This window comes from Calothrix sp. NIES-2098 (assembly GCF_963875125.1).
In the GTDB taxonomy this organism is placed as follows: domain Bacteria; phylum Cyanobacteriota; class Cyanobacteriia; order Cyanobacteriales; family Nostocaceae; genus Aulosira.
The window spans coordinates 5,887,574-5,911,965 of sequence record NZ_CAWNKJ010000001.1; the positions used below are offsets into that span (position 1 = coordinate 5,887,574).

At 41.2% G+C, this 24,392-nt stretch carries 22 protein-coding genes and 2 riboswitches; of the genes, 9 read left to right on the forward strand and 13 right to left on the reverse strand.

Annotated elements, in window-relative coordinates; all coding sequences use genetic code 11:
- Nucleotides 1–149 precede the first annotated feature (149 nt).
- The 6 genes from AACU33_RS24725 to ntrB form a co-directional block, all read right to left on the reverse strand.
- On the reverse strand, nucleotides 150–758 hold the full coding sequence (locus tag AACU33_RS24725; protein WP_096591510.1) for a hypothetical protein: 609 nt from the start codon (nucleotides 756–758) through the stop codon (nucleotides 150–152).
- A gap of 228 nt (nucleotides 759–986) precedes the next feature.
- Entirely contained in the window at nucleotides 987–2,324 is a 1,338-nt protein-coding gene (locus tag AACU33_RS24730) for an SLC13 family permease (RefSeq protein WP_096595371.1), read from the reverse strand.
- Between the two features lie 232 nt (nucleotides 2,325–2,556).
- The gene (locus AACU33_RS24735) at nucleotides 2,557–3,201 is read right to left on the reverse strand and encodes a universal stress protein (RefSeq protein ID WP_096591513.1); all 645 of its coding nucleotides are present in this window, start codon (nucleotides 3,199–3,201) and stop codon (nucleotides 2,557–2,559) included.
- A 193-nt stretch (nucleotides 3,202–3,394) separates the two neighbouring features.
- Nucleotides 3,395–3,517, reverse strand: a riboswitch (cyclic di-AMP (ydaO/yuaA leader).
- Nucleotides 3,518–3,548: 31 nt separating this feature from the next.
- Nucleotides 3,549–4,385 carry an ABC transporter ATP-binding protein gene (locus tag AACU33_RS24740; protein WP_096591515.1) on the reverse strand — a complete coding sequence of 279 codons (837 nt, stop codon included), beginning with the start codon at nucleotides 4,383–4,385 and terminating at the stop codon, nucleotides 3,549–3,551.
- 51 nt (nucleotides 4,386–4,436) lie between these two features.
- The gene (locus AACU33_RS24745) at nucleotides 4,437–5,888 is read right to left on the reverse strand and encodes an ABC transporter substrate-binding protein (RefSeq protein WP_096591517.1); all 1,452 of its coding nucleotides are present in this window, start codon (nucleotides 5,886–5,888) and stop codon (nucleotides 4,437–4,439) included.
- Between the two features lie 75 nt (nucleotides 5,889–5,963).
- A complete protein-coding gene (gene ntrB / locus AACU33_RS24750; protein WP_096591520.1) occupies nucleotides 5,964–6,815 on the reverse strand; it encodes a nitrate ABC transporter permease in 852 nt (283 codons plus the stop codon).
- Between the two features lie 89 nt (nucleotides 6,816–6,904).
- Nucleotides 6,905–7,132: riboswitch (cyclic di-AMP (ydaO/yuaA leader) on the reverse strand.
- A gap of 421 nt (nucleotides 7,133–7,553) precedes the next feature.
- Between ntrB and AACU33_RS24755 the strand changes: the two genes are divergently transcribed.
- Entirely contained in the window at nucleotides 7,554–8,744 is a 1,191-nt protein-coding gene (locus AACU33_RS24755; protein ID WP_096591522.1) for a sensor histidine kinase, read from the forward strand.
- Here AACU33_RS24755 and AACU33_RS24760 read toward each other — a convergent pair.
- From AACU33_RS24760 to AACU33_RS24775, 4 genes are all read right to left on the reverse strand, one after another.
- On the reverse strand, nucleotides 8,733–9,902 hold the full coding sequence (locus AACU33_RS24760) for a Glu/Leu/Phe/Val family dehydrogenase (protein ID WP_339376267.1): 1,170 nt from the start codon (nucleotides 9,900–9,902) through the stop codon (nucleotides 8,733–8,735). The two genes, AACU33_RS24755 and AACU33_RS24760, sit on opposite strands and share 12 nt — an antisense overlap.
- A 55-nt stretch (nucleotides 9,903–9,957) precedes the next feature.
- Nucleotides 9,958–11,583, reverse strand: a complete 1,626-nt coding sequence (locus AACU33_RS24765; protein ID WP_096591525.1) for an alpha-keto acid decarboxylase family protein — start codon at nucleotides 11,581–11,583, stop codon at nucleotides 9,958–9,960.
- Between the two features lie 458 nt (nucleotides 11,584–12,041).
- Complete coding sequence (rnc, locus tag AACU33_RS24770; protein ID WP_096591527.1) at nucleotides 12,042–12,710, reverse strand: ribonuclease III; 669 nt, start codon at nucleotides 12,708–12,710, stop codon at nucleotides 12,042–12,044.
- Between the two features lie 99 nt (nucleotides 12,711–12,809).
- Nucleotides 12,810–13,418, reverse strand: coding sequence for a hypothetical protein (locus AACU33_RS24775; protein ID WP_096591530.1), 609 nt, complete (start codon nucleotides 13,416–13,418; stop codon nucleotides 12,810–12,812).
- Nucleotides 13,419–13,541: 123 nt separating this feature from the next.
- On the opposite strand from AACU33_RS24775, the gene bchD reads away from it, so the two are divergent.
- Nucleotides 13,542–15,572, forward strand: a complete 2,031-nt coding sequence (bchD, locus tag AACU33_RS24780; RefSeq protein WP_096591533.1) for a magnesium chelatase ATPase subunit D — start codon at nucleotides 13,542–13,544, stop codon at nucleotides 15,570–15,572.
- A 48-nt stretch (nucleotides 15,573–15,620) separates the two neighbouring features.
- Here bchD and AACU33_RS24785 read toward each other — a convergent pair whose 3' ends face one another.
- Complete coding sequence (locus AACU33_RS24785; protein WP_096595373.1) at nucleotides 15,621–16,406, reverse strand: RNA polymerase sigma factor SigF; 786 nt, start codon at nucleotides 16,404–16,406, stop codon at nucleotides 15,621–15,623.
- A 665-nt stretch (nucleotides 16,407–17,071) separates the two neighbouring features.
- Here AACU33_RS24785 and AACU33_RS24790 point away from each other — a divergent pair.
- Nucleotides 17,072–17,800 (forward strand): Bax inhibitor-1/YccA family protein, encoded by a 729-nt coding sequence (locus tag AACU33_RS24790; RefSeq protein ID WP_096591535.1) that lies wholly within the window; start codon nucleotides 17,072–17,074, stop codon nucleotides 17,798–17,800.
- Between the two features lie 201 nt (nucleotides 17,801–18,001).
- Here AACU33_RS24790 and AACU33_RS24795 read toward each other — a convergent pair whose 3' ends face one another.
- A complete protein-coding gene (locus AACU33_RS24795) occupies nucleotides 18,002–18,268 on the reverse strand; it encodes a hypothetical protein (RefSeq protein ID WP_096591538.1) in 267 nt (88 codons plus the stop codon).
- 142 nt (nucleotides 18,269–18,410) lie between these two features.
- Here AACU33_RS24795 and prfB point away from each other — a divergent pair.
- The 6 genes from prfB (at nucleotide 18,411) to AACU33_RS24825 (ending at nucleotide 22,489) form a co-directional block, all read left to right on the forward strand.
- A protein-coding gene (prfB, locus tag AACU33_RS24800; RefSeq protein ID WP_096591539.1) for a peptide chain release factor 2 occupies nucleotides 18,411–19,533 on the forward strand; the annotation gives its coding sequence in 2 pieces (ribosomal slippage) (nucleotides 18,411–18,482 and nucleotides 18,484–19,533; 1,122 coding nt in all).
- A gap of 181 nt (nucleotides 19,534–19,714) precedes the next feature.
- Nucleotides 19,715–19,870, forward strand: coding sequence for a DUF3285 domain-containing protein (locus AACU33_RS24805; RefSeq protein WP_096591542.1), 156 nt, complete (start codon nucleotides 19,715–19,717; stop codon nucleotides 19,868–19,870).
- Nucleotides 19,871–19,912: 42 nt separating this feature from the next.
- Complete coding sequence (ybeY, locus tag AACU33_RS24810; protein ID WP_096591545.1) at nucleotides 19,913–20,440, forward strand: rRNA maturation RNase YbeY; 528 nt, start codon at nucleotides 19,913–19,915, stop codon at nucleotides 20,438–20,440.
- 120 nt (nucleotides 20,441–20,560) lie between these two features.
- On the forward strand, nucleotides 20,561–21,022 hold the full coding sequence (locus AACU33_RS24815; protein WP_096595374.1) for a diacylglycerol kinase family protein: 462 nt from the start codon (nucleotides 20,561–20,563) through the stop codon (nucleotides 21,020–21,022).
- A 96-nt stretch (nucleotides 21,023–21,118) separates the two neighbouring features.
- Complete coding sequence (locus AACU33_RS24820) at nucleotides 21,119–21,718, forward strand: anthranilate synthase component II (protein ID WP_096591547.1); 600 nt, start codon at nucleotides 21,119–21,121, stop codon at nucleotides 21,716–21,718.
- Nucleotides 21,719–21,721: 3 nt separating this feature from the next.
- On the forward strand, nucleotides 21,722–22,489 hold the full coding sequence (locus tag AACU33_RS24825; protein ID WP_096591550.1) for an MBL fold metallo-hydrolase: 768 nt from the start codon (nucleotides 21,722–21,724) through the stop codon (nucleotides 22,487–22,489).
- A gap of 245 nt (nucleotides 22,490–22,734) precedes the next feature.
- Here the strand turns inward: AACU33_RS24825 and AACU33_RS24830 are convergent, their stop codons facing one another.
- Nucleotides 22,735–24,045 carry an FG-GAP repeat domain-containing protein gene (locus AACU33_RS24830; protein ID WP_096591552.1) on the reverse strand — a complete coding sequence of 437 codons (1,311 nt, stop codon included), beginning with the start codon at nucleotides 24,043–24,045 and terminating at the stop codon, nucleotides 22,735–22,737.
- Nucleotides 24,046–24,392 lie beyond the last annotated feature (347 nt).

The following is a 24,392-nucleotide window of genomic DNA, read 5'->3' on the forward strand; positions in this document are numbered from 1 at the left end:
CGCTTTTTTAATTGTATACATTCAGCGACTATAATATTTGCCATAAAGCAATTTCGTTTTTTAATTTATAATTTCTCAAGATATATCCATTATCTAAAATTAAAAATTTAGCAAGGAGAGAGGAAAAAATCTTATCTCCTTGCTTTAAATTAAGACTTCATATCAGAGTTCAGCCTGATAGCTAGTTCTGTAAACAGAGATGCAAGCTTGGAACGGTCAGTTTTGTCTCTGCGCAGTTCTTGAGATTCCCTCTCCAGCAAAGTCAGGATTTCCTGATATTTTTGTCTAATATCATCTTGCAGGCTATTAGCTTGGTTGAGGATATGTTCGCGCAGTTCCCGCTGGCTATTAGTAGTTTGTTCATCAAATTGAGCAAATTTTTTTTCTAAAGAAATAGCCTGATTTTTATGATCCTCAGCAAGTGCTTTCAAACCTGCATCTCTTTCTAGTTGCTCGTTTTTTAAACGTTCTGTTAAAGACTCAACTTCTTTTTTGATATATGTTTCTAAGTAATCTAAACGTTTTTTTGTCTCATCTCGCACGTTAGTTAATTCCTTAACTAGGCGTTCTTCTAAGCGGGCGAACCTTTTTTCTACCTCCCTGACTTGGTTCCCAAAAAGAATATCCCTGACTCTATCTAAACTGTTAAGTTCGCTCAGATTTGTACCATTCAATTGTAATTTGTTGTTCTCTTGAGTTGACCCCCCTTCCCCTAGCTCTCTCAAATTATTATTAATATATTCTTCAGGCGGGTTCATGGGTTTAATCCTTATCCAGAGTAAAAGTAGTTGTACTTATAGTTGTTTTACCAGATTCGGCGATCAAAAATCTCTCCGTATGGTAGAATCATTGAATACAACAAACAAATGCATCCCCCCTAAGGAAGAAATGCATCTGGATACAAGTTTATATTTGTAAATATTAAGTAATAGTTAAAAAATTTATTCCTTAGAAGAGGGTTTGGGGAATTTCTACCTCTTCCCTACTTAGAGTAAAAAGCGAAACAACACATACAAAGCTGCTGCTATGAGTTGCAGTAGCATTACTGGTATCCCGTAGTGGAGAAATGTTTTAAAAGAGATCCGGCGTCCGTGTTGCTCAGAGATTCCGGCGGCGACGATATTAGAAGATGCACCTACTAATGTGCCATTACCTCCCAAAGTTGCACCAAACATCATGGCATAAAACAGCGGTAAAACTTCTGGAGGAAATTGTCCTTGAAAGTCTGATGCGAGAACAGCAGCTGGTGCTAATCCCACATTGACAACATATTGTTTCAGTAAAGGTACCATCGCCACTACTAACGGAATATTCGGAATAATACTAGATAATATCCCTATAAAAAATAATAAAACTAGGGAACCCAACAGAATATTTTTTCCCAAAATGATTGCTAATATTCCTGATAAACCGTTGATTACACCTGTCTTTTCTAATCCACCAATCAGCACAAAGATACTCATGAAAAATATTAATGTGCTCCAGTCTACATCCTTTAATATGTTATGAACTGAATCGATTTTACTCTGGTTTGATAAAAGTAAAGCTAATGCTGCACCTAATAAAGCAACAGCCGCAGGTGAGATGGGAACTGGTAAAGATTCACCTATGACAAAAAATATTAGTACAAAAGCTATAATTACTGCACCCATTGTTAAAATACGCGGATGATTAATTTGTGGGTGTGGCAATTGTTCGAGATTTTCTAGTTTTGTATGCCAAATTTTACGAAATAAAAACGGTAATGTAGCTGTGACTGTAGCAACGGCTATTACTCCACCTAAACTCAAGCGTAATAAATAATCTACAAAACTAATATTAATTGCATCACCAACAATGAAAGTAGCAGGATCGCCAACTATTGTGAGTAGTCCAGCACTATTAGCAATAAATACCATTAAAATTAATAAAGGTACAAAATTGATGCCTAGTTCTTGTGCCATTGGCGGTATTAAAGGTGCTAATAACATTACTGTTGTCGCATTGGGTAAAACTGCACAAATGGGAGTAGTAATTCCCACAATTCCAAGTAGAAGACGCTTACCATCCCCTTTAGCCAATAGCACCATTTGTGTGGCTAAGTAATCAAATATTTTGGTAGGCTCAAATGCGCGTACCAATACCATAACTCCAAAGAATAAACCTAGCGTGCCATGACTATTACCAATGTAACCAACGGCTTCTTCTAAAGTCATGACATTAGTAAAAACTAGTAATAATGCTCCTAATAAAGCAGCAATGGTAAGATGTACCCATTCTGTCATGATTAAGATAATGACAGCGATAAAAGTAATAATGCTGAGGATTGCTTGCCAATTTTCCACGCTATCTTTCCCAAAGTCTATTATTTGCATAATAGTGAAAAAAGCCACCTACGTATAGGTGACTTATTGATATAAAACTCCCATTTGATTTATGAAATTACTCGTCAAGGCAAGGAACACAAAACGGGAAACATAAAGGGAACTAGAGATATGTTGAGTTTTTTTTCAGAAATCAAACAGGAAGCCGAGGAAACTTAATTAAATGAAGAGTGACTGAACTCTTTACCAAAATTTATTCATCAATACAGTTGGGGATACCCAAAACCGCACAAGGAAAATCAAAACCTAGTGCTTTGATAATAGGATGATTAACAGATCGACAACCTATAAATAGGATATCGGCAGCTTCTAATTCCACAACTTTTTTAAGTTCTGCACCAATAGAACCAAACCTTAGATGAGATTTAAAAGAACCTTGCCATTCTTCAGCGAGACTGCGTGCTTGCCAAAGAATTTTGTCTGCTTGTTGCAAGACAGCCAAGGATTTCTCTTGTAAATGGGGTGCTATTGCTTGCAGTTTTGGTTGAGTTAAAACGGGTGTGACAGATTTAGATACATTGCTTGCCGGACATTCTAAGGGAGTGATATGTCTGGTAAAACTAGAGATATCTGAATACTGACTCTTATGCTTGTCTGTGACTACATAAACGGCTTGAACTGTTACTGGTGTGTTGGTGGCCAAGCGCGTTTGATGAGCAATCCAGAAGGCGATATCTAGCGCAGTATGACTCTTGGGAGATGCATCATAAGCGACTATTAAGTTAACTGGTTTTGCTGTCGAAGCTTGTTTAGAAAAGGTTTTTTTTGGCTCTGGTAGCAATACCATTTGCTCAATTAAGTCATCTCGACCGATGGTGCTTTGCAGGCGCACTAACATTGGCTTGATTTTCACAGCTTAACTTCTCTCCCATGAAAAAAATGAAAAATGAGAAGTAGGGTAACCAACTTTGTCCTTTTGTCTTTTGTCGTTTGTCATTGTAATTTCTTACTAATGACAGATGACTTACGACCAATAACTAAAATCGGTAAAAGAAACCCCAATAACAACTGGTATGAAAGCCAAAGTTTTTGGCGGTTCCTTCCACTGCCGACGGAGTTAGCTGACGGGCTAAGACTGGAAGGTGTCTCTCATAAAGATTAGCCCCAAACATTGGTTCCTCCGCTTCAAATCCAGAATTTGACGAATTTGAATTAGGCTACCCACTAAAAGCATCATAATCTAATTTATTCGTCTTGCGTGAAATAGCGATCGAGAAAATTCAGGGCGTGGTTGCGCAATTCAAAATATTCTTTGGAGTTGCGCATAGCAGCGCGATCGCGTGGATGAGGAAAAGGCACTTCTAAGATTTCTCCGATTGTGGCCGCGGGGCCATTAGTCATTAAGACGATGCGATCTGACATATAAATCGCCTCATCTACATCATGAGTAATCATCATTACTGCTTGCCGATGCTTTTCCCAAATATCCAATACTTGTCGCTGCAATTTACCTCTAGTTAACGCATCCAGCGCTCCAAAAGGTTCATCCATCAGCAACATTTTGGGACGAATTGCTAAAGCTCTAGCAATGCCCACACGCTGTTTCATACCACCAGAAATTTCATCGGGATATTTGTCAGCAGCCGCGGTCAAGTTTACCATTGCCAAGTGCTCATTCACAATGCTAATTTTTTCAGATCGATTGGCATTTTTTAGCACTTCATCTACAGCCAAACGAATATTTTCTCTTACTGTTAACCAAGGTAAAAGCGAATAATTCTGAAATACCATCATCCTTTCTGCTCCTGGCTGACGAATTTCTTTACCATCTAGCCGTACAGAGCCAGAAGTTGCTTTTTCTAACCCCGCTACAATTTTTAATAGCGTTGATTTACCACAACCAGAGTGACCAATTACAGAAATATATTCGTCTTCACCAATGCTGAGATTAACGCCGTCTAATACGACAAAATTACCTTTATCTGGTGTCGGATATGACTTGACTAAATTTTCGATTTCTAGAAATCCAGTGCGGGGCTTAACTTCGTTCTGGGTATTGATTGGTAATGCAGTATATTCCATCATCAAATGCTCCTGATAATTTAGTCGTTAGTCAATATTGCGACTGGGGAATTAAGACATAAAAAAGCGAGTGGGAGCGTTAGCCCTAATTTCAAAACTATTTAAATAGCCAACAGGATCGCTAGGGTCAAAACCTTTTTTATCGATAAATACTTCTTTTGGTTCTACCTTGTAATCATCTTTAGGACATTCAATACCCATTTCTGAAGCTATCTCGCGATAAAGGTCTGTTCGCCAACCTTTTTCGGCTAGCTGTTCAGCATTTTTAGGAAATTGATGAATTTGTCCCCAACGTGCTGCTTGGGTCATTAACCAGATACTTCTAGATCTCCATAAAAATGTCGAGTGTTCTCCTGGTTGTTTGGGAAGGTTGTCAGGAATATCAAAGAAAATTGTATTATCAGCAGCTTTAATGGTGCGGTCTTTACCATCAAATCCACCATAGTTGTAATTGCCGAGAATTGCTGGCCCTGTAAATTTGGTAATTGGGGCACCTGGCTTTTTCGGTTTTGCTCCGGTAAAGGAACGATCTGTAATTAGTTCGGCAACTTCTTGGCGATTTTCTGGTTTGCTACAATACTGGCAAGCTTCAATCATCGCCTTGACTAAAGAACGATAAGTTTTAGGATATTGTTCGATGAAAGATTCCATCACTCCCAATAGTCGATCTGGGTGTCCTAACCAGACTTCTTTACCTTGAGCAAAGGTAAAACCAATGCCTTCGTTACCTGTAATTGCTCTAGTATTCCAAGGTTCGGCGACCATGTAAGCTTGCATTGCGCCAATGCGCACGTTTGTCACCATTTGCGGGGGTGGTACGATGATCACGCGAAACTCTTTGAGGGGATCGACACCAGCTGCCGCAGAGATGTAACGCACAAAGTATTCATAGATGGCAGAACTTAACACGACTGCCCAAACTTTGCGTTCTGGGGGTTGATTGTCAAAGTAATTGCGAAAATCTCTACCAAAAGCTTCTAATGCACCATCGCCATATTTTTGTTGGTATTCGTACCACGGACGCAGCCCAGAATGCCACATAGCTTTGTTCATCGTCATGGCGTTACCGTGGCGGTGAATTGTCATGGCGGCGCATAAGGGTGCGTGGCGTGCGCCTTCCGCACCAATTCTGGCATTGGTGACAGCACCAGATACTACAGGTGCAGCATCCAAACGACCAAATATTAAGCCGTCGCGGGAGGTTGCCCAACTGGCTTCGCGGTTGAGTTGCACGTTCAAACCATATTTGCGGAAGAAGCCTTTTTTCCAGGCGATCGCAAATGGGGCACAATCATTTACAGGTACATAGCCGACAGTAATATCCGGCTTTTCTAAATCTTGCGATCTAACTACTGGTTCTATTGCTAAGGCTTCTTCGGTGAGTCCTCTAGCACCAGTATTCCCTTTAATGGCGCAGGAGGACAGGGCGATTGAGGCGGTTGTTGCTCCTATTCCTAAGAGAAAGTCACGTCGATTCCAGCGATCGCGATTAATATCACTCATGGCTTTAGCTATTAATTAATTCTTGCCTTATGCAGAGGTAAGAGGTTTTGAGGGTTTTGGCGTGAAAAAATCTAATTATTTAGTAACTGTGGGGCGATGGGTTACTAATTCTTGAATTTTGCTCACAGCGTAATCAAGAATTAATCCAGTTAAGCCAATTACTAATACAGCAAGAAAGACTGAACTCAGATTTAAACGGCTCCATTCATCCCAAACAAAAAAGCCGATACCAATACCGCCGGTGAGCATTTCCACAGCAACGATTACTAGCCAAGCAATGCCTAAACTAATTCGCAATCCAGTAAAAATATAGGGTAAGCTGGCAGGCCAAATAATTTTGGTAATGCGCCGCCAACGTGGTATTTCTAGTACTCTTGCCACGTCTAAATAATCTTTGGGAACGCTAGAAACTCCTAGGGCAGTGTTGATAATTGTCGGCCATAAAGAAGTGATGAAAATGACGAAAATTGCTGAAGGATCTGCCAAGTTAAATATAGCTAAGGAAATTGGCAGCCAAGCTAAAGGCGATACTGGTTTAAAAATTTGAATGATGGGATTTAAGGCTAGCATTGCCGTTTTGGACATCCCAATCAGAAATCCTAGGGGAATTGCTACAACTGCGCCTAAGAGAAATCCTAACAATACCCTTCGTAAACTGGCTATCAATAACCAACCGATTCCCAAGTTGCCCGGGCCTCTTTCATAGAAGGGATTTAAAATATAGTCTAAATTAGCAACTAGCGCCTCTGGGGGAGTGGGCATTAATTCATGGTTGAAGAGTGCCACAACCCACCACAGTAAAATTATCCCTAAGAAGCCTAAAGCAGGGAGTATGACAACATCCTTAACAAGGAAAGGTTTTGTTTTTTTCCAAGCTACTTGTCCAGCCACAGCAAAAACCGCAGCTAAATTTAGTTGCAATATCATTTAGAACCTCAACAGATGTTAAGCACGGGTACAATCATCCGAGCAGTACCAGCCTTGGACACTGATGAGATTACAAAAATGTCTTCTCTTCAGTCTCCTCTCAATGCCTACGAAGTTAGCTGACGGGCTAGGGCTGAGAGATGCCCCTCTCTTAAAAGGATGAAGTGTCAAGGGTATTAAGGATAAAGTGTAATAACACTTTTTTCTTTTTAGCCTTCAGACTTTAGCTTTTATCCTTCACGAGATACGCCCCAAGATTTGGTTCCTCCGTTCTAGCGATACCTACGGTGATGCGCTAGATTAGGCTGACTTACTCTAATTTCGGTTAATATAGCACGAGCGATCGGTAAAAATCTCTGCCTTGAGATTTAAATTGTTGATTTAAATACCCAAATTCTATATATATTCTAGGTATTCGCTATTGTTAATTTTTGTATATTTTATCACTCTTTAGTCAAGACTCGTGCTTGTAGACAGAGCTAACGCACAATCATCAAACTTCAGCGATTTCAATATTTAGCTAACAGTAAAAAATATGTCAAATATAATACAAACTGTTTTGGAATGGGAATAGCAAGCTATCAAGCAGACACAGCATTTATCTAAAAAATAAAAATTTAAAAATCTATACCTTTAGGTAGTTGCATAATTTAATTAATTATTTATTTCAATATTAATCTTGCTAAACTAATTACATCTAGAATTTTACTTATCTATCTATTTACATAATTTAACATAATGGATTTTAGTCAAGTACTGGCTGAAAAAACTGACACTATCCTTCAGAAATGGGTAATAGAGGTTCGTAAAGATCGGCATATTGAAAGCGCTGATGATTTATCTTATACAGCAATCAAAAATCATCTGCCTGAGGTACTCAAAGCAATGGTGACAGTACTTTCAAAATCTCAGGGGAATGATGTTAAGTCGATAGTGGTTGCTAGTTGGCAACATGGGCTTCTACGAGCTGCGCAAGGTTTTGACCCAGCAGAGATTGCGCGGGAATATCATTTATTACGACGAGTAATATTTGAGACTATAGAAATATCTTTATTGCAAGGAACACCAACAGCAATCGTGCGTGCTATGCGATTAATTGATACCGTGATTGATGAAGCGATCGCTCGGTGTTTCAATAGTTATTTTGAAGAACGCTTGCGGGAATTACAACAGCTATATAATTCCCTAGCACTCCATAACGAAGAACTAAATCGCTTAGTTAATAGTAATCAAGACTATCTTCATCAACTAGCACACGAACTGAAAAGTCCTTTAGCTTCAATTATTGGGTACTCAGATTTATTTTTACGCCAACAACGACAGCAAAATAGAGTAAATGATACCCAAGTTAATCTAGAACATATTGAGCGTGTGCTACGCAATGGTAGACATTTACTTCATCTAATTAACGATATTTTAGAACTCTCACGTTATGAAGCAGGCAAGGTACAACCCGAACCAGAGTTGACTAATGTTTATGAATTAATCAACAATGTATTGGAAATGTTGGAACCTCTGGCTAGGGAAAAAAACTTACCGATTGAATTGAATTGCGTTCGTGCTCCTCAACAGGTATTCACAGATCCATTAAAATTGCAACAGATTGTCACAAATCTTGTGAGTAATGCAATTCGCTACACGGAGTCTGGAAGTATTGAGATAAAGTGTGAAGTATTAGACGATCAAAAATGGGCGATCGCAGTCACCGATACCGGAATTGGTATTGCTCCAGAAAATCAAACCCAAATATTTGAACCCTATTTTCGTGTCGGTTGTAGTAATAAGTCCTTTGTTTCTGGAAGTACTGGATTAGGGTTGGCAATAGTTGCCCGACTAGTAAAATTACTGCAAGGTGAAATTAGTTTAGTTTCGCAGATTGGGGTTGGTTCTACTTTTGCTGTGAGTTTTCCCTTGCAATTAAAGATATGAGAAGTTTTTCACAGAACAAACCCGTTGCTTGGCAAGTTCTATAGCCACTTGCCGTGGTAGCATTCTAGTCTGGAAAACTTTCTCCAAAACTACCGTCGTATTGTGGCGGATTTTTTCAGCAATCGTCTGGAAAGCATCTGTGAAAGAACCACCGCGATATTCTACTGCTGCACAAATTACACCACCAGCATTGGCAATAAAATCAGGTACGAACAGAATATTCCGTTGATGGCAAAGATTTTCGGCTGCTTCTGTAAACGGGATATTAGCTCCTTGGAGAACAAGCTGAGTTTGCAAGCGGCTGACATTATCAGTATGGATTACATCTGGTCTAGCGGCTGGTATCCAGATGTCGCATTCAATATCAATAACTGCATCTCGTGCTAGTTTTTTACCATTGCGATAATTGATTACACTTTGTCCAGTATTTTTCAGTGCTATTAGTTCGTTAACATCAATACCTTGAGAATGAAATAGCGTTCCTTGGGAATCAGCAGCAGCAATTAGGATGGCTCCTTTTTCGGCTAAGAAACGAGCAGCGTGTTTTCCCACTGAACCAAAACCCTGAATTACAACTCGCGCACCATCCAAATTCAAGTTGCAGAAACTACTAGCTACCTCCGCACAAACGCTTAAACCATAACCAGTCGCTCCAACTTCATCTAGGGGAATACCTCCCTTTTCCCTTGGTAGTCCGACTGCACGACCAATTTCTTCTTTTACCCAAGCCATACATCGTTCATCAGTACCCATGTCAGGGCCGGGGATATATTCGGTGACGTCCTTAATCGATCGGGCAAAAGTACGCACTAATCTTTCTTTTTCAACCAGAGGTAGTTTTGGATCTGCCAAAATTGCAGATTTGCCACCACCGTGGGGTAACTCAGCCATAGCATTTTTCAAAGTCATTGCTCGTGCTAGTCGAAATACTTCTTCTGTCGTCACATCTACAGCCATGCGTACTCCACCGATTGCCGGGCCGCAGACAATGTTATCAACCACAACAATGGCTTTTAAACCAGTGGTAGGTTCGTAGATATGAATGACTTTGGCAGGGCCTAGATCGTCAGCAAACTGAAAGATGCTCTCTGGAAGCTGCATTATTTTACGATCTGCTTGCAGAGTCATTATTCGTAGGTGAGAAGTGTCAGATAGCATTGATTTCAACTCCTCTACTTCTATGAAATGCCCGAACTTTAACTCAGCAAGGCCTTTATCCCTTGAGCTTTTGAGCAAACAAAAGACCTAACCTTTGTAAAGCAGGCGAAACATCATCGGGTGAAATATGAACGTCGAGAATGCTGAAGGTTAGACTTGCTCGCGCCAGTTGCAGAGCTTGCTGAAATTGTTCGCTCGTTTCGATGCTGAAGCCACGACCCCCCAGTACTGCTGCTAATTGGGCATAGTTAATACTGGGAATATTGACAAATGGAGCTTGTTGATGCGCCATGACTCGCAGCGTGTTAAAAACATCGTTGTGAATGACAATGACAATCGGGTTAAGTCCCAAACGTTGAGCTGTGAGCAACTCCATACCCGTCATCTGGAATGCCCCATCACCGACTAATGCGATCGCCTGCCGCAACGGATCGGCTAATTGAGAACCAATCGCACCGGGAACCCCAAACCCCATGCTGGCATAGAATGCGGGAGATAGAAATGATGTCCCTTCCCGCATTTGGATGTCATCGGCAGCAAACAGGCTATCCCCAACATCCGTTACCAGTAAGGTGTTGCTATTAATAAATTGATTGATTTCGTAGAGCATTCCACTCATAGAAATTTTGCCCGGAGATTGAGCAACACGGGGTTTCATTGTCATGATGTCGGATAATTGCCAATGGGGTAGAGCCGTACTGCTAGACAAGGCATTAATAAAATCCTCAAACCTGACATTGGGATATTCATGATGTTTAATGCCAATGCGCTCAGAGGTTGCATAGACTGTTCTACTTGGATTTAAATGGGCAGTAAACATTCCCAAATTAATATCAGTCATGAACACGCCCAACATCAGCAGACAATCTGATTCTTCCACCGTATTCTTGACGTAGGGATCGCCCGCTTCACCGTTGTAGATCCCAATGTATTGCGGATGTCCTTCTGGAAACACAGATTTGCCTAACATGGTTGAGCAAACTGGCACACCTAATTTTTCTGCTAGGGCTATTACTTGCTGCTGTAAGCCAAAGCGATGAACTTCAGCACAGGTAAGAATCACAGGTGACTTAGCTGGTGCCAGCATTTCCAAGGTTTCCCCAACAGCTTCCTTTAAGGTATCTGGATCGGTTTGCTTGATGGGTGGTGGACGATGTTCCGCTTCTGTAATTTCTGCATAAACCAAGTCACGAGGAATTTCTAGATACACAGGACGCTTGAAGGTCATGGCGTAGTCAAGGGCGCGATGAATTTTGCTATCGGCTGTCTTTGGGTCAGTTAACGTCGTGGCGTAGACAGTGACTTCTTCGTAAACCCGTCGCTGAGTATCAAAGGTTTTGACCTTGTGGTGCAACAACTGATGCTGCTGTCGTTCCTGAATACCTGGTGCGCCACTCAAAATCACTAATGGAGACTTTTCGGCATAAGCCTCTGCAACTGCATTCACCATATTTAACCCACCAACACCGTAGGTAACTACGGCTAAACCCAAGCCACGAATTCGAGAATAAGCATCAGCAGCAAAGCCAACACTGGGTTCGTGGGTCATGATGATGGGTTCAATTTTGCTAGCGGCTAGGGCATCAAATAGCGTCAAAGCAAAATCACCAGGTATGCCAAATGCGTGTTTTACGCCCTGCTGAAATAAAATCTCAAATATATGTGGAGCTAGTTGGGGCATCTTAATTTACCTCCCCAAAGACTATGTGTGTTTGAGCAGTAACTTGACCTGCCCAAACTCAACAGGCTCAATTTCAGACTACTACAATCGTAAGAGCAAATTAAAAGTAACTAGATTTATCCCAAAAATTTTAATTAAGAGCTTGCACTAATAATCAGCAACTGTTAACTGTGTTCTTATACTTCTATTTTGAATAATTTAAAAGCAAATGCATTGTTTTTGACAAAAAAAATAACTTTTCTCGGATACTGGAGTTTTAAATAACCTCATGAGATAAGTATGGGCTGTTCAAGGTAGCAGCAAAGGAGAGAGCGATCGCTTTTTTCTGGAGAACAGTGCAAATGTTTAATTTTATTTTTAAACGCAGAGGGGCGCAAAGAATCGCAGAGTTTTCATCACCCTTCTGCCCTCTGCCATCTGCCTTTATTATCTCAATTTTTAACGCTGACTATTTATTCTCACTTCAACTTAGCTAGCGCATCCTCGGCAGCAGCCTTTTCCGCTTCTTTTTTATTGCGTCCCTTACCTTCTCCATATTCTTGATCGCCCACAAATACTTTAGCGATAAACTCTGGTGCGTGAGATGAACCACCAACTTGAACTGTGACATACTTAGGTGGAGTTGGATTAATGTTGCGTTGTACCCATTCCTGAAAGCGATTTTTTGAGTCTACATTAGAGCGAGACACAACTATTTGCTCAGGTACAGAATCAAAAAGCGGTTCTACAATTGCACGAACTGCTTCAATATTGGAATTATTATCCAAATAGTAAGCACCGATTACAGCTTCAAAGGTACTACTGAGCAAATTAGGATTTTGATAACCTCCATCTCTAATTGCACCCTTTCCTAATCGCATCCTGAAATCTAAACCCACCTCAATAGCAAATTTTGCTAACTGTTTCTCATCTACCAATGCAGAACGCCGACGGGTTAATTCATCTTCCCCTTTATGTGGATGACGATTATAAAGATACTCACCGCTTAAGAAATTCAGCACAGCATCACCCAGAAATTCTAAACGTTCATTATGTTCGCCTTCTCCTGGGTTTTCATGAACATAAGAACGATGGGTCAGTGCTTGCTTTAGTAGTGTTGCATCGCGGAATATTAGAAGCTTATGCATTTGGATAGTTTATCTTATTACGGAAATTAATTGTTGCCTCACTGTAAAAGTATAATGCGCTTACAATCATCAAAATAAATGCAAATAGTGATTATATATTTATAGTTTATTTTCGGCGATCGCACTATACAAAATGCCTAAAATTTTCTTAATATCCTTGATATAATATTCACTCAAATCAATAGAAATTATATTTCCTTCCAGCTTGAGAAATTGCCAGATAGTACCGATAGTCACAGCACCATATACAGCCTTGATTTGATTTTGATTTTTCTCGTTAAACAACTGAGCAGCTACCATTTCGGCAATACACTGCGCTAAACCAGACCTTAAGTTCTCATTCTTGCTTTCCACTAAGACAACCACCGGACTGCGTACAAGTAACTGCTCCGAAGACAGACTCAAGATAAAATCACAAAAACCGTTTAGACCGCGTTGGCTATCAACAGTAAAATCAACTCCAGAAAATAAACTTATTTGATAATTAAATTTGCGTCTAACTTCTAATAGAATTGGACTAATTATCATTTCGCTGCGAGCTTTTTCAGAACTGATAGCTACAGCTAAATCTACATTTTCTGCAAGTATAGTAGATAATAAATCGCTACATTCTTGCTCTGGAGTACTTGCAAATAATTGAGATGATTCATGGATAATTAAACCAAAGGAATCAATAACCTCACTAAGTTTGAAATCACTATAAGCCATAAAAATCAGTATGGGGTCGTTTGTCCTTTATCCCCCTCTGTGGGCAAAGTTGTCATAACACTTATTCTAAATGTGCCAGAACCTTGATATGCTAAGAGCCGAGACTAGCTATATTGCCAAACCATGCCTGCGCCTACTATCACCCCTAAAATCACTTCGTTTCCGCTAACAGCCGTAGTTGGGCAAGAAGCGATTAAACTAGCTTTACTATTAGCTGCTGTCGATCCGGGATTGGGTGGAGTAGCGATCGCAGGTCGTCGCGGTACGGCAAAATCTGTGATGGCACGTGCTATCCACGCCCTACTACCACCGATTGAAGTTGTTCCAGGCTCGATTAGCAACTGCGACCCCACTCAACCTCAAGATTGGGATGACCTACTTTTAGCAGAATACGCAGATAAAGACATTCAAGATGTCCCCACAGAAATCATCCCTGCGCCTTTTGTGCAAATTCCGCTGGGTGTGACAGAAGACAGACTTCTCGGTTCTGTGGATGTGGAACAATCGGTAAAGCAAGGCGATACAATATTTCAGCCAGGGTTACTCGCCACAGCTAACCGAGGTGTGTTGTATGTTGATGAAATTAACTTACTAGACGACCAAATCAGCAATCAGCTACTAACAGTATTATCTGAAGGACGCAACCAAATTGAACGGGAAGGGATAAGTTTTCAGCATCAGTGCAAACCGCTGTTTATTGCTACCTACAACCCAGAAGAAGGTGCATTACGGGAGCATTTACTAGATAGAATTGCGATCGCACTCTCCGCAGATGGAGTACTCGGCTTAGATCAAAGAGTACAAGCAGTCGAGCAAGCGATCGCTTATTCTCAGTCTCCCCAAGAATTTCTTCAACAATACAACGAAGACTTAGATGCGCTCAAAACGCAAATTATCTTGGCGCGGGAATGGTTGAAAGATGTCACCATTACCCACGATCAAATTACCTATTTAGTTAATGAAGCCATTCGTGGCGGCGTTGAAGGACACCGCGCCGAGTTATTTGCTGTTAGAGTCGCCAAAGCTGCTGCGGCTTTAGATGGACGCAACACCGTCAATGCAGAAGACTTGCGCCGTGCTGTGGAATTAGTAATTGTCCCGCGGGCGACAGTAGTGCAGACACCACCACCAGAACAAGCACCCCCACCACCGCCACCTCCTCCCCCACCACCAGAAAATCAAGACGAATCAGAACAAGAGGAACAGGAAGAAGAACAAGAACAAGAGGAACAAGAACAACAAGAACCACCCAGCATTCCTGAAGAATTTATTTTCGATCCGGAGGGTGTGATACTTGATGATAGTGTGCTTTATTTTGCCCAGATGGCTAAGAGGCAAGGTAAGTCTGGTAGCCGCAGCATCATCTTCTCAGAAGACCGAGGGCGCTACATTAAGCCAATGTTACCCAAAGGCAAGGTAAGACGCATTGCCGTAGATGCCACATTGAGAGCCGCTGCTCCGTATCAGAAAGCACGTCGAGAAAGACACCCCGATCGCAAAGTTATCGTCGAACAAGGAGACATTCGCGCCAAGCGCTTAGTACGCAAAGCCGGAGCCTTGGTAGTATTTGTGGTAGATGCTTCTGGTTCGATGGCTCTCAACCGGATGCAGTCAGCTAAAGGTGCAGTGATGCAACTTTTAACTGAAGCATATCAAAACCGCGACCAAGTGGCGTTGATTCCTTTCCGTGGCGAACAAGCAGAGGTATTATTACCCCCGACTCGTTCCATTGCTTTAGCACGCAACCGTTTGGAAAGGCTACCTTGTGGTGGTGGTTCCCCATTAGCGCATGGTTTAACCCAAGCTGTACGCGTTGGGTTAAATGCTCAAATGAGTGGAGATATTGGGCAAGTAGTAGTTGTAGCGATCACCGATGGGCGGGGTAATATTCCCTTAGCACGTTCCTTAGGCGAACAGCTAGAACCAGGAGAAAAACCAGATATCAAAAGCGAATTGTTAGAAATTGCTGCTAGAATTCGCGCTTTGGGGATGCAACTGTTAGTAATTGATACGGAAAGTAAATTTGTTTCCACTGGTTTTGCTAAAGAATTAGCCCAAACCGCCGGAGGTAAGTATTATCATCTACCAAAAGCGACCGATAAAGCTATTGCGGCTATGACGAAAGGTGCGATCGCTGATTTAAAATCTCGATAAATAAGTTAAGGGTCAAGGGTCAACAGTTAATAATCTTGAGACTATTGACTATGACCCTGTTGCTACAGCCTGTGGTTGCAAATAGCAAATTAGATCTTGAATTCCCTTTTGCAGATATCGCGTTACAGTCATGGGACTAGTGCCAATATTTTTAGCAGCATCTTTACGTGAAAGTTCTTTTAAAAATACTAATTCAACTGCCATCCGGGGTTTTTCTTCTAATAAACTGATTGCACCTTGGAGTTGTTGACGTTCTTCTTCTTGTTGCTGAAGCGCACTAGAACGAGGACAAGGAAGGGCTTCACCCAAAGTTATTTGGCAATCAACATAGTGAACTGCGGTAGCATCTAAACTTAAAGGCATCCGGTTTTGTGCAGCTAATTTAGTTTCTTGCCATTCTTGTACAGATACCTGAAGCTGTTTAGCAATTTCCGAATCTTTCGGAGGACGACCCAAAGCAATTGCTAATTCTTTGCGAACCTTTTGCCCCTCATTATATAGTTCTTGCCAACGGCGAGGAATTTTTAATAGAGTACTGCGATCGCGCAGAAAATGCAGCATCTCACCACGAATATATGGTACAGCAAAGGAACTAAACGCATATCCTTGGCTGGGATCGAAGCGCTCAATTGCCCTAATTAAACCAAAATAACCAATTTGTTCTAAATCTTCATAAGGTTCATTACATTGATGGCTAAATTTATGAGCCATCTTCCGTACTAAGCCAGTATGTAGCTGTACAAGTTGATTACGCAGTTTAATAGAAGGATTCTGGTGGTATAAGTGCAATAACTCTATACCATCTATTCGCACAGAGGACTCACTTGCTGCCATATAAAAATTCCTTTGTTGTAACTCCTTTTCCTGAAAAAATGGAGTTGCGTATAGTGTCATCAAATCTGTAATTATTTTCCTTAGACGACGCTGAATAAACCATCGTCGTTATACTGAACTTATCAGGGTCTCCAGTCTATGATTCAGTATTTACACGCATGATTTTCGCTAACTACGCTGAATTTTTTTATGATTATCTGTGGGGGCTAAATTTTATTTTCTAGATCGCTGTTTGGATGAATCATCTTCTTTATTTACCGCAACATAACTCAACTATTTCTGCCGAAAAATACAGCGATCGTGAAACAGGCACGTGTCATAACCGAGCAAAATGCAGAGAAGTGTTGCATTAATAGCCAGAACAAATGTTGCCATTTAATCTCTGAATTAGGGTTTTTCCTTCTCACTGGTTAGACAGTTTTACCAATTTCTGAATTTGCTCCAAGTCTCGCTGGCAATACCATTCCCCTTGGCAAGAAAAACCCAAGAATATGCTGTCAGTAATGTTTTTGAAGACTACGATTGTTGAAAACAAAACGGTTTTTCTAATTTGGCGATCGCATTAACAAACATAATTTCTCTAGTGTGACTTACTGGTGACTAGCCGCAAATCTTGGTAAAAATGGGAGTAGACAGGATGTTTATCCACAAAACAAGTTTTCAAGATGAGCAATACTAGCAATTTTCGTGACGCTATTCGTGAGGCTCGATCTCAAGCCCTCGTAGGGCCAAATGTAATTGCCAATGCCCTTCCCTATGTTGGTGGCGGCCTTGTGCTGACTGCATTGGGAACTTACGGAGGTTTGGGAATTATCCGTACTAACCCTGGATTATTCTTCCCCACCTTCATTGGTGCGGTCATTCTGGAGTTAATTTTGTTCTTTGTTGCCCAAAATGTTGCTGAAAAAGGCAACAAGGGTTTAGCACTTCCCCTATTAGCTACCTACAGCCTCCTATCTGGATATACTCTCAGTGGTTTAGTACACCTCGCCTTAAGAACCCAAGGCGTTGGTATTCAAGGCATTGGTTTAGCTGCCCTTGGTTGTGGCGTCACCTTTATCGTCGCCCGTCAAATTGGTTCCAATCTTTCCGAACAAGACGGGATGGCTTTGACAAAAACCATCTCTCTCGGCATCATTGCTTTGGTAGTGGTTTGTCTAACTCAATTTGTCTTTGCTTTGTTCGGTGTTTATACGCCAACTTGGTTAGAAATCGCCATTTCTGGTTTGGGGGTATTTCTGTTTGCTGGCGCATCCGTGGTTGATTTCTACATCTTGCCACGTAATTATCGCAACGATCAGTACTTACCTGCGGCTTTGTCTATGTACCTCACATACATCAACCTGTTCATTTTTATTTTGCGGTTGCTAATCGCCCTGAATGGCCGTGATTAAGCATCCATAAACAGAAAACTTTCAGAAACTGTCAACCGTGGTTAACTGTAAAGCAACCACGGTTTTTTAATTGCCATAAAACATCAAGTAAATTTTGTATACTATGTTTAGTAAGGGATAAGCAGTAATAAAAACTTAGAATTTTTTGATAAAAATAGATTTTTATATATTGATTATTAAATGCTTGAGATAAATTGAAATTTACTCCTTGCTCGCATCAATTTCTGGACATAATTCATTGTGACGCAAGACTCTAACCATCTCTCGCCCAGGATGTTTGAACAACACATCAAACTCACTGTTAGGCATTCTTAAGTTTTCAGGAATGAAATCGGTCGGAATTGGTTCTATTAGCACTAACCCATGCCCAGGAAAGAGAATAATAGTAATTTCACCACTACGCAGGCATCCTAAAACTCGTGCTGGGACACGTACATAAAAAAAAGAGCTATCTTCTTTCGGGTGCATATTAATATACCGCAAATAATTTTAGCAACTTAGACAACTGGGACGGAAGAACTTGCCCAACAACAGCTAAAATCAAAAAGACAAATAGAATTATAAGAGCAACTTCCTCATAATCGAAGCGCTCTATTTTTTAGCAAGCACTATGGAAGTCTTAGAACTCAAACGCGAAATCGAAACGTTGTCTTACCGCCTGGGTAAAACCCAGGACTATCTTTGACATACCTGCACTGACTGCCAAAATTCAAGACCTGGAACAAATTTCTGCCCAGCCAGAATTTTGGAACGACCAAACCCAAGCGCAACAAACACTGCAAGAACTCAACGACCTGAAAGCCCATCTCCAGCAGTATCATCAATGGCAAGCTAATTTGGAAGATACCAAGGCTGTGGTTGAGTTGTTGGAGTTAGAAACTGACGAAGGGTTGTTGGAAGAAGCGGAATCTACCATTACCAAACTCAATCACGAACTCGATCAGTGGGAGTTACAGCAGTTACTTTCCGGCCCCTACGACGATAAGGGGGCAGTACTGACAATTAACGCTGGCGCTGGTGGTACGGATGCCCAAGATTGGGCATTTATGCTAATGCGGATGTATACTCGTTGGGCAGAAGCCCACGGTTACAAAGTGACTTTAGCAGAAGAGTCAGAAGGTGATGAAGCTGGAATTAAATCGGCTACCTTGGAAATTACTGGACGCTATGCCTATGGATATCTACGTTCAGAAACTGGTACGCATCGCTTAGTGCGAATTTCTCCATTCAACGCCAACGGCAAACGCCAAACCAGTTTTGCTGGAGTGGAAGTAATGCCACAAATAGATAGTTCTGTGCAGTTGGAAATTCCCGAAAAAGATTTAGAAATTACTACATCCCGTTCTGGTGGTAAAGGTGGGCAGAATGTCAACAAAGTAGAAACAGCAGTGCGCATTGTTCACATTCCCACGGGTCTTGCTGTGCGTTGTACAGAAGAGCGATCGCAGCTGCAAAATAAAGAGAAAGCTCTCACTCGTCTGAAAGCAAAGCTGCTAGTCATTGCCCAAGAACAACGCGCCCAAGAAATCGCCCAAATTCGCGGTGATATGGTAGAAGCTTCTTGGGGGAACCAAATCCGTAACTATGTGTTTCACCCATACCAGATGGTGAAAGATTTGCGTACCAACGTAGAAACCACTGCCATTACCGATGTCATGAACGGCGACCTTGATGCGTTCATTCAAGCCTATCTGCGACAAGAAAACCAATTAGTAGAAAGTACTCCGGCTTAATTGGGAACAAACAACCGATGATTAGGGACTAAGGAAAGGGGACAAGGAGGCGTGGGGAAACTAAGAATTACCCTTGATCCTTGTCCCTTAACTCTTGACCAATAACAAATGAAGAAAATGACAGTTTTACGCTAGGTAAACTGTTACATTTATATATAAAAGAGTTTGTTATCAAATCATCATGAGCAACTCTCCGTCAACGGAAACTCAACCTAGTTACGTCAAACTTGCCATGCGCAATATGGTGCGCAAAGGTGGTACGTCCATCAAACATTTTGTGCTTACCACCATAGGGCTGTTAGCTGTCTTCGTAGGTCTTGCTTACCTAACTCGCTGATCGTTAACCCAAACTTCGAGTTATGAGGAGACTTTGTAGCTAGTGCAAGTTGAACTAGATGTACAAGATTGTTTTTATGAATCGTCCCCAGAAAAAACTGAAGATTTGGGGACTAATGATAATCGGATAGCAGAAGAAACTTGGGAACGCTGGTTTAAATGCTGGTTGGAAATACTTCACTCAGATCTTCCAACCGCACCAGGTTATGAAATCGGGCTACGGTTGACAGATGATGCAGAAATTCAGTCGTTGAATGCTCAGTATCGTCAGCAAGATAAACCTACGGATGTTTTAGCCTTTGCTGCTTTAGAGGTAGACTGCCCTCAAAATGAGGAAATGTTTGCCTCTATGCCTTTATATTTAGGGGATATCGTGGTATCTGTGGATACTGCAAAACGTCAAGCCCAACAGCAGCAGCATAGTTTGCAAACCGAACTGGCCTGGCTAGTAGCTCACGGTCTACTGCATCTATTGGGCTGGGATCATCCTGATGAAGAAAGTTTAGAAAGAATGTTAAAGCAGCAAGTAATATTGCTGAGAGAAATAGGTATTGCTCTTGACATAGAGTAACACTATTATTTATCTCTGTTCTCCAAGAACATCCCAATAAATTGCCTAAAACTTGATTACGCCATTAAAATCGGCGGATATTCCAACTTTAACTACTTCGACTCTATGATCTTTAAGCCTATGTCCCAACAAGTTTCTCCACCACCAACGTCAAACCGCTTACCAACACTTGTGACTAAAGAACGGGAATTCTCCTGGCAAGTCGCCACTAATTTATTGATTAGTTTTAAATACGCCTGGGCTGGAATTAGCTATAGTTTTAAAACGCAACGTAATTTCCGCATTCATGTAGGTGTGTGTGCTGTGGCGATCGCCTCCAGCATTGTTCTACATTTATCAGCTGTGGAAATAGCTGTTATTGGGATTACTAGCGGTTTAGTTTTAGCTTTAGAGTTACTGAATACAGCCCTTGAGTCGCTGGTCGATTTAACGGTGAAGCAGACATATCATGAGTTGGCGAAAATTGCTAAGGACTGTGCAGCTGGTGCTGTGCTGGTTTCGGCTTTGGTCGCTGTTCTCGTAGCGAGTATGCTCATACTACCGCCTCTAGCAACTTTAATTATGTCAGCTATCTCGGTGTAACCTTTTCATTTCATAATTGATGACGTTTACAGCAATTCAAATCTGGTGACAATTAAACAAAATAATAAGAAGTAATCTGACCAGGAGTTATCAGCTGTGATTATAGTCATCGATAATTACGATAGTTTTACTTATAATTTAGTGCAGTATCTCGGAGAACTTGCAGCAGAGTTCCCTGTAGCAGCAGATATTAAGGTTTTTCGCAACGATAAAATATCTGTAGATGAAATTCGGGCTTTAAATCCTGAGCTTGTAGTAATTTCTCCCGGGCCCGGTCGTCCTGAAGATGCCGGGATTAGCCTAGATTTAATTGAACAACTAGGTTCTAATCTGCCAATTTTAGGCGTATGTTTAGGACATCAAAGCATTGGTCAGGTATTCGGTGGTAAAATCGTTTCTGCTCCTGAATTGATGCATGGCAAAACTTCTCAGGTGACTCATACTGGGGTAGGAGTTTTTCGGGGATTAGAAAATCCTCTAACTGCAACCAGATATCACAGTCTGGTGATTGACCGCGAAACTTGCCCCGATGTATTGGAAATTACTGCTTGGGTGGAGGATGGTACTATTATGGGAGTAAGGCACAGGAACTATCCGCACATTCAAGGCGTCCAGTTTCACCCAGAGAGTGTTTTAACATCTTCAGGCAAGCAATTGCTGCGAAACTTTCTGGAAGAATTACAGTCGAGAGAGTAATTAATGAAACGACGACAGTTGATGGGCTATGCTGGGGCGGGTTTGGCAACAGCTTTTCTTACTACCTTAGGTTCTGAATTTCAAGCTGACGCGCAATCTAGCGGTCTATCAGTTCAGTGGTTGGGTCATACTTGCTTTTTGTTGACGGGTGGCGGTGTCAAAATTCTCGTCAATCCATTTCGACCTGTTGGCTGTACGGCTGGGTATCGTCCCCCGAAAGTGGCCGCAGACTTGGTTATGATTAGCAGTCAATTGCTAGATGAAGGTGCAGTAGATGGACTCCCAGGAAAACCTAAACTCATCTACGAACCTGGAGTTTATGAGTTCCAAGGCATTAAGTTCCAAGGAATTGCCATAGACCACGATCGCAAAGGTGGTAAGCAATTTGGTGTTAATACTGCTTGGAGTTGGAAACAAGGCGGAATTAATATCCTGCACTTGGGAGGTGCTGCTGCGCCCATTTCTGCCGAACAAAAAATCCTGATGGGGCGTCCCGATGTCGCATTTGTTCCGGTTGGGGGTAGTGCAAAAGCCTATAATGCCCAAGAAGCCAAGCAAGCAGTGGAAATTTTAAATCCCAAACTGATAATTCCTACTCATTATCGTACAAAGGCAGCAGATGCTTCTAAGTGCGAAATTTCTCCAGTAGATGACTTTCTCAACTTGATGCAGGGTATAACAGTACGTCGTAGTGATAGCGATAGTATAAGTATTAGCCCTAGTAATCTACCAGAAAAGAGCGTAATTCAGACTTTGAGTTACAAATTTTAATAAGGAGACAAGTAACCACAGATAAAGTATCTATGTTTATCTGTGGTTTCATCTCAAATAACACTCTGAGATGAGGTATTGATGTGACGGTAGAATTACCTTGAACTTCTCGTGTGTTCCGGAGTGAAACTTTTTGTTTACAGGCTACTGAGTAGAAATAGAAAAATATTGAGGCTTAACTCTACTCAATTTAGCTACCATAGCCTAGCGAGTCTTTATGCGATCGCGAATCAACCAACTATTTTCTAGAAAGTCATCCACTTTTTCAGAGGTAGACCATCTGGGCCTACTAGGGGATTACCATCTTCTCCTACTTGTACTGCGGGAAGCTTATCTGTATCTGCAACAGGAGTTCTAGTTACTGTTGTACCATCTGGATTTGTTGTCCAAATTTCATCCGCACCTGTGCCGTAATCGCGCCAGTAGATATCGGTTCTACCATCATTATTGAAATCGCCAAATGTTGCTTGCGCGGTTGTGGAACTGGGTGCGAGGAAAGTTTGAGTAACAATAGTTCCGCCATCCATTAACCATGAGGTGTTTTCACCAGTGGACTGGTTGTGCCAGAAGATATCAGTCTTACCATCACCATTGAAATCAGCAATGCTAGATGTCCAGTTAGCGTCAAGAGTTGTTAGAGATGATTCGGTGAAGAAGACGTTATTTGGGATGAGAGAATTTGTCAGCCAAACTTTGTTCTCACCTGTTGTCGTGTTCCGCCACAAGAAGTCAGAACGCATATCACCGTTAAAATCGCCAACGGTAAAATTCCAGCTGGGATCTTGTGATTGGAGAGAACTCTGATTAACTTGCGTACCATTGATAAACCAAGCGCTGTTTTCACCTGTGGCACTGCGCCAGAAGATATCAGTTATACCATTACCGTCGAAGTCAACCATAGTAGGAGTCCAGCTTGGATCGAGAGCATCAAGCTTGGTTCCACTTTTCACGGCTTGACCTGGGTTGGTAGCATCTACCAGCCAGAGGGCGTTTTCACCTGTTTGAGTGTTACGCCAGAAGATATCAGTTTTGCGATCGCCATCGAAATCCCCAATCAGTGGCGTCCAGGATGAGTCTAGGGTATCTAGAGGAACTAGCCTAGCAACATTTGTGCCATCCATCAGTACGATGGTATTTTGCCCTGTCACCTGATTGCGTAACAAGAAATCTGTCTTATTATCGCCGTTGAAATCGCCAATTTTGTAAACCGTTGATGCTAAATCGATTTGGCCCAAAGAACCTTTAGCAGCAACGGTTGTTCCATCCATCAACCAAACCTGAGTGTCACCAGTTTGAGCATCAACCCAGATTTTATCTGTTTTGCCATCGCCGTTGAAATCAGGCACGATCGCGGCACTACTTAAGTAGGGATTGGGATTATTGTTTGCTCCTCCAAATAAAGATTGTGCTGATACAGTATTTGGCACTTCACTTGTTAGTTCTGATGCAGAACTTCTATTTATATAACCAGAATTAGAAGCTCCATCAAAAGGAGATGCAGTTATTGCTAAAGGTGCTGATGACAAGCTATTTGTATCCAGCGATTTATCAGACATGGGGTGTTTTTATGGCTAGTTGTTATAAAAGTTTTAGCTTTTTTGGATAAATAATTTCTGTTCTTAAATAACATTTATTAGCCATTAAATATTTTTTTATAATTATTTGATTTTACTAAAAGCCAACATATATAAATATTGCTATCTCTTCTTATAGTTGATCTATCAAACATTATCAAGCTCATAATGAGCAATTAGAAAAAATATTTTGCCAATGTCATGTTTTATGGATAAAGCAATAAAGTCAATGTTTAACATAAAAATAAATATGGTAATGCTACATAGGAAACTTTGTTTGAAATCTCAAATATGATATTTGAATTATGATATTTTGTACGCCCAATTTT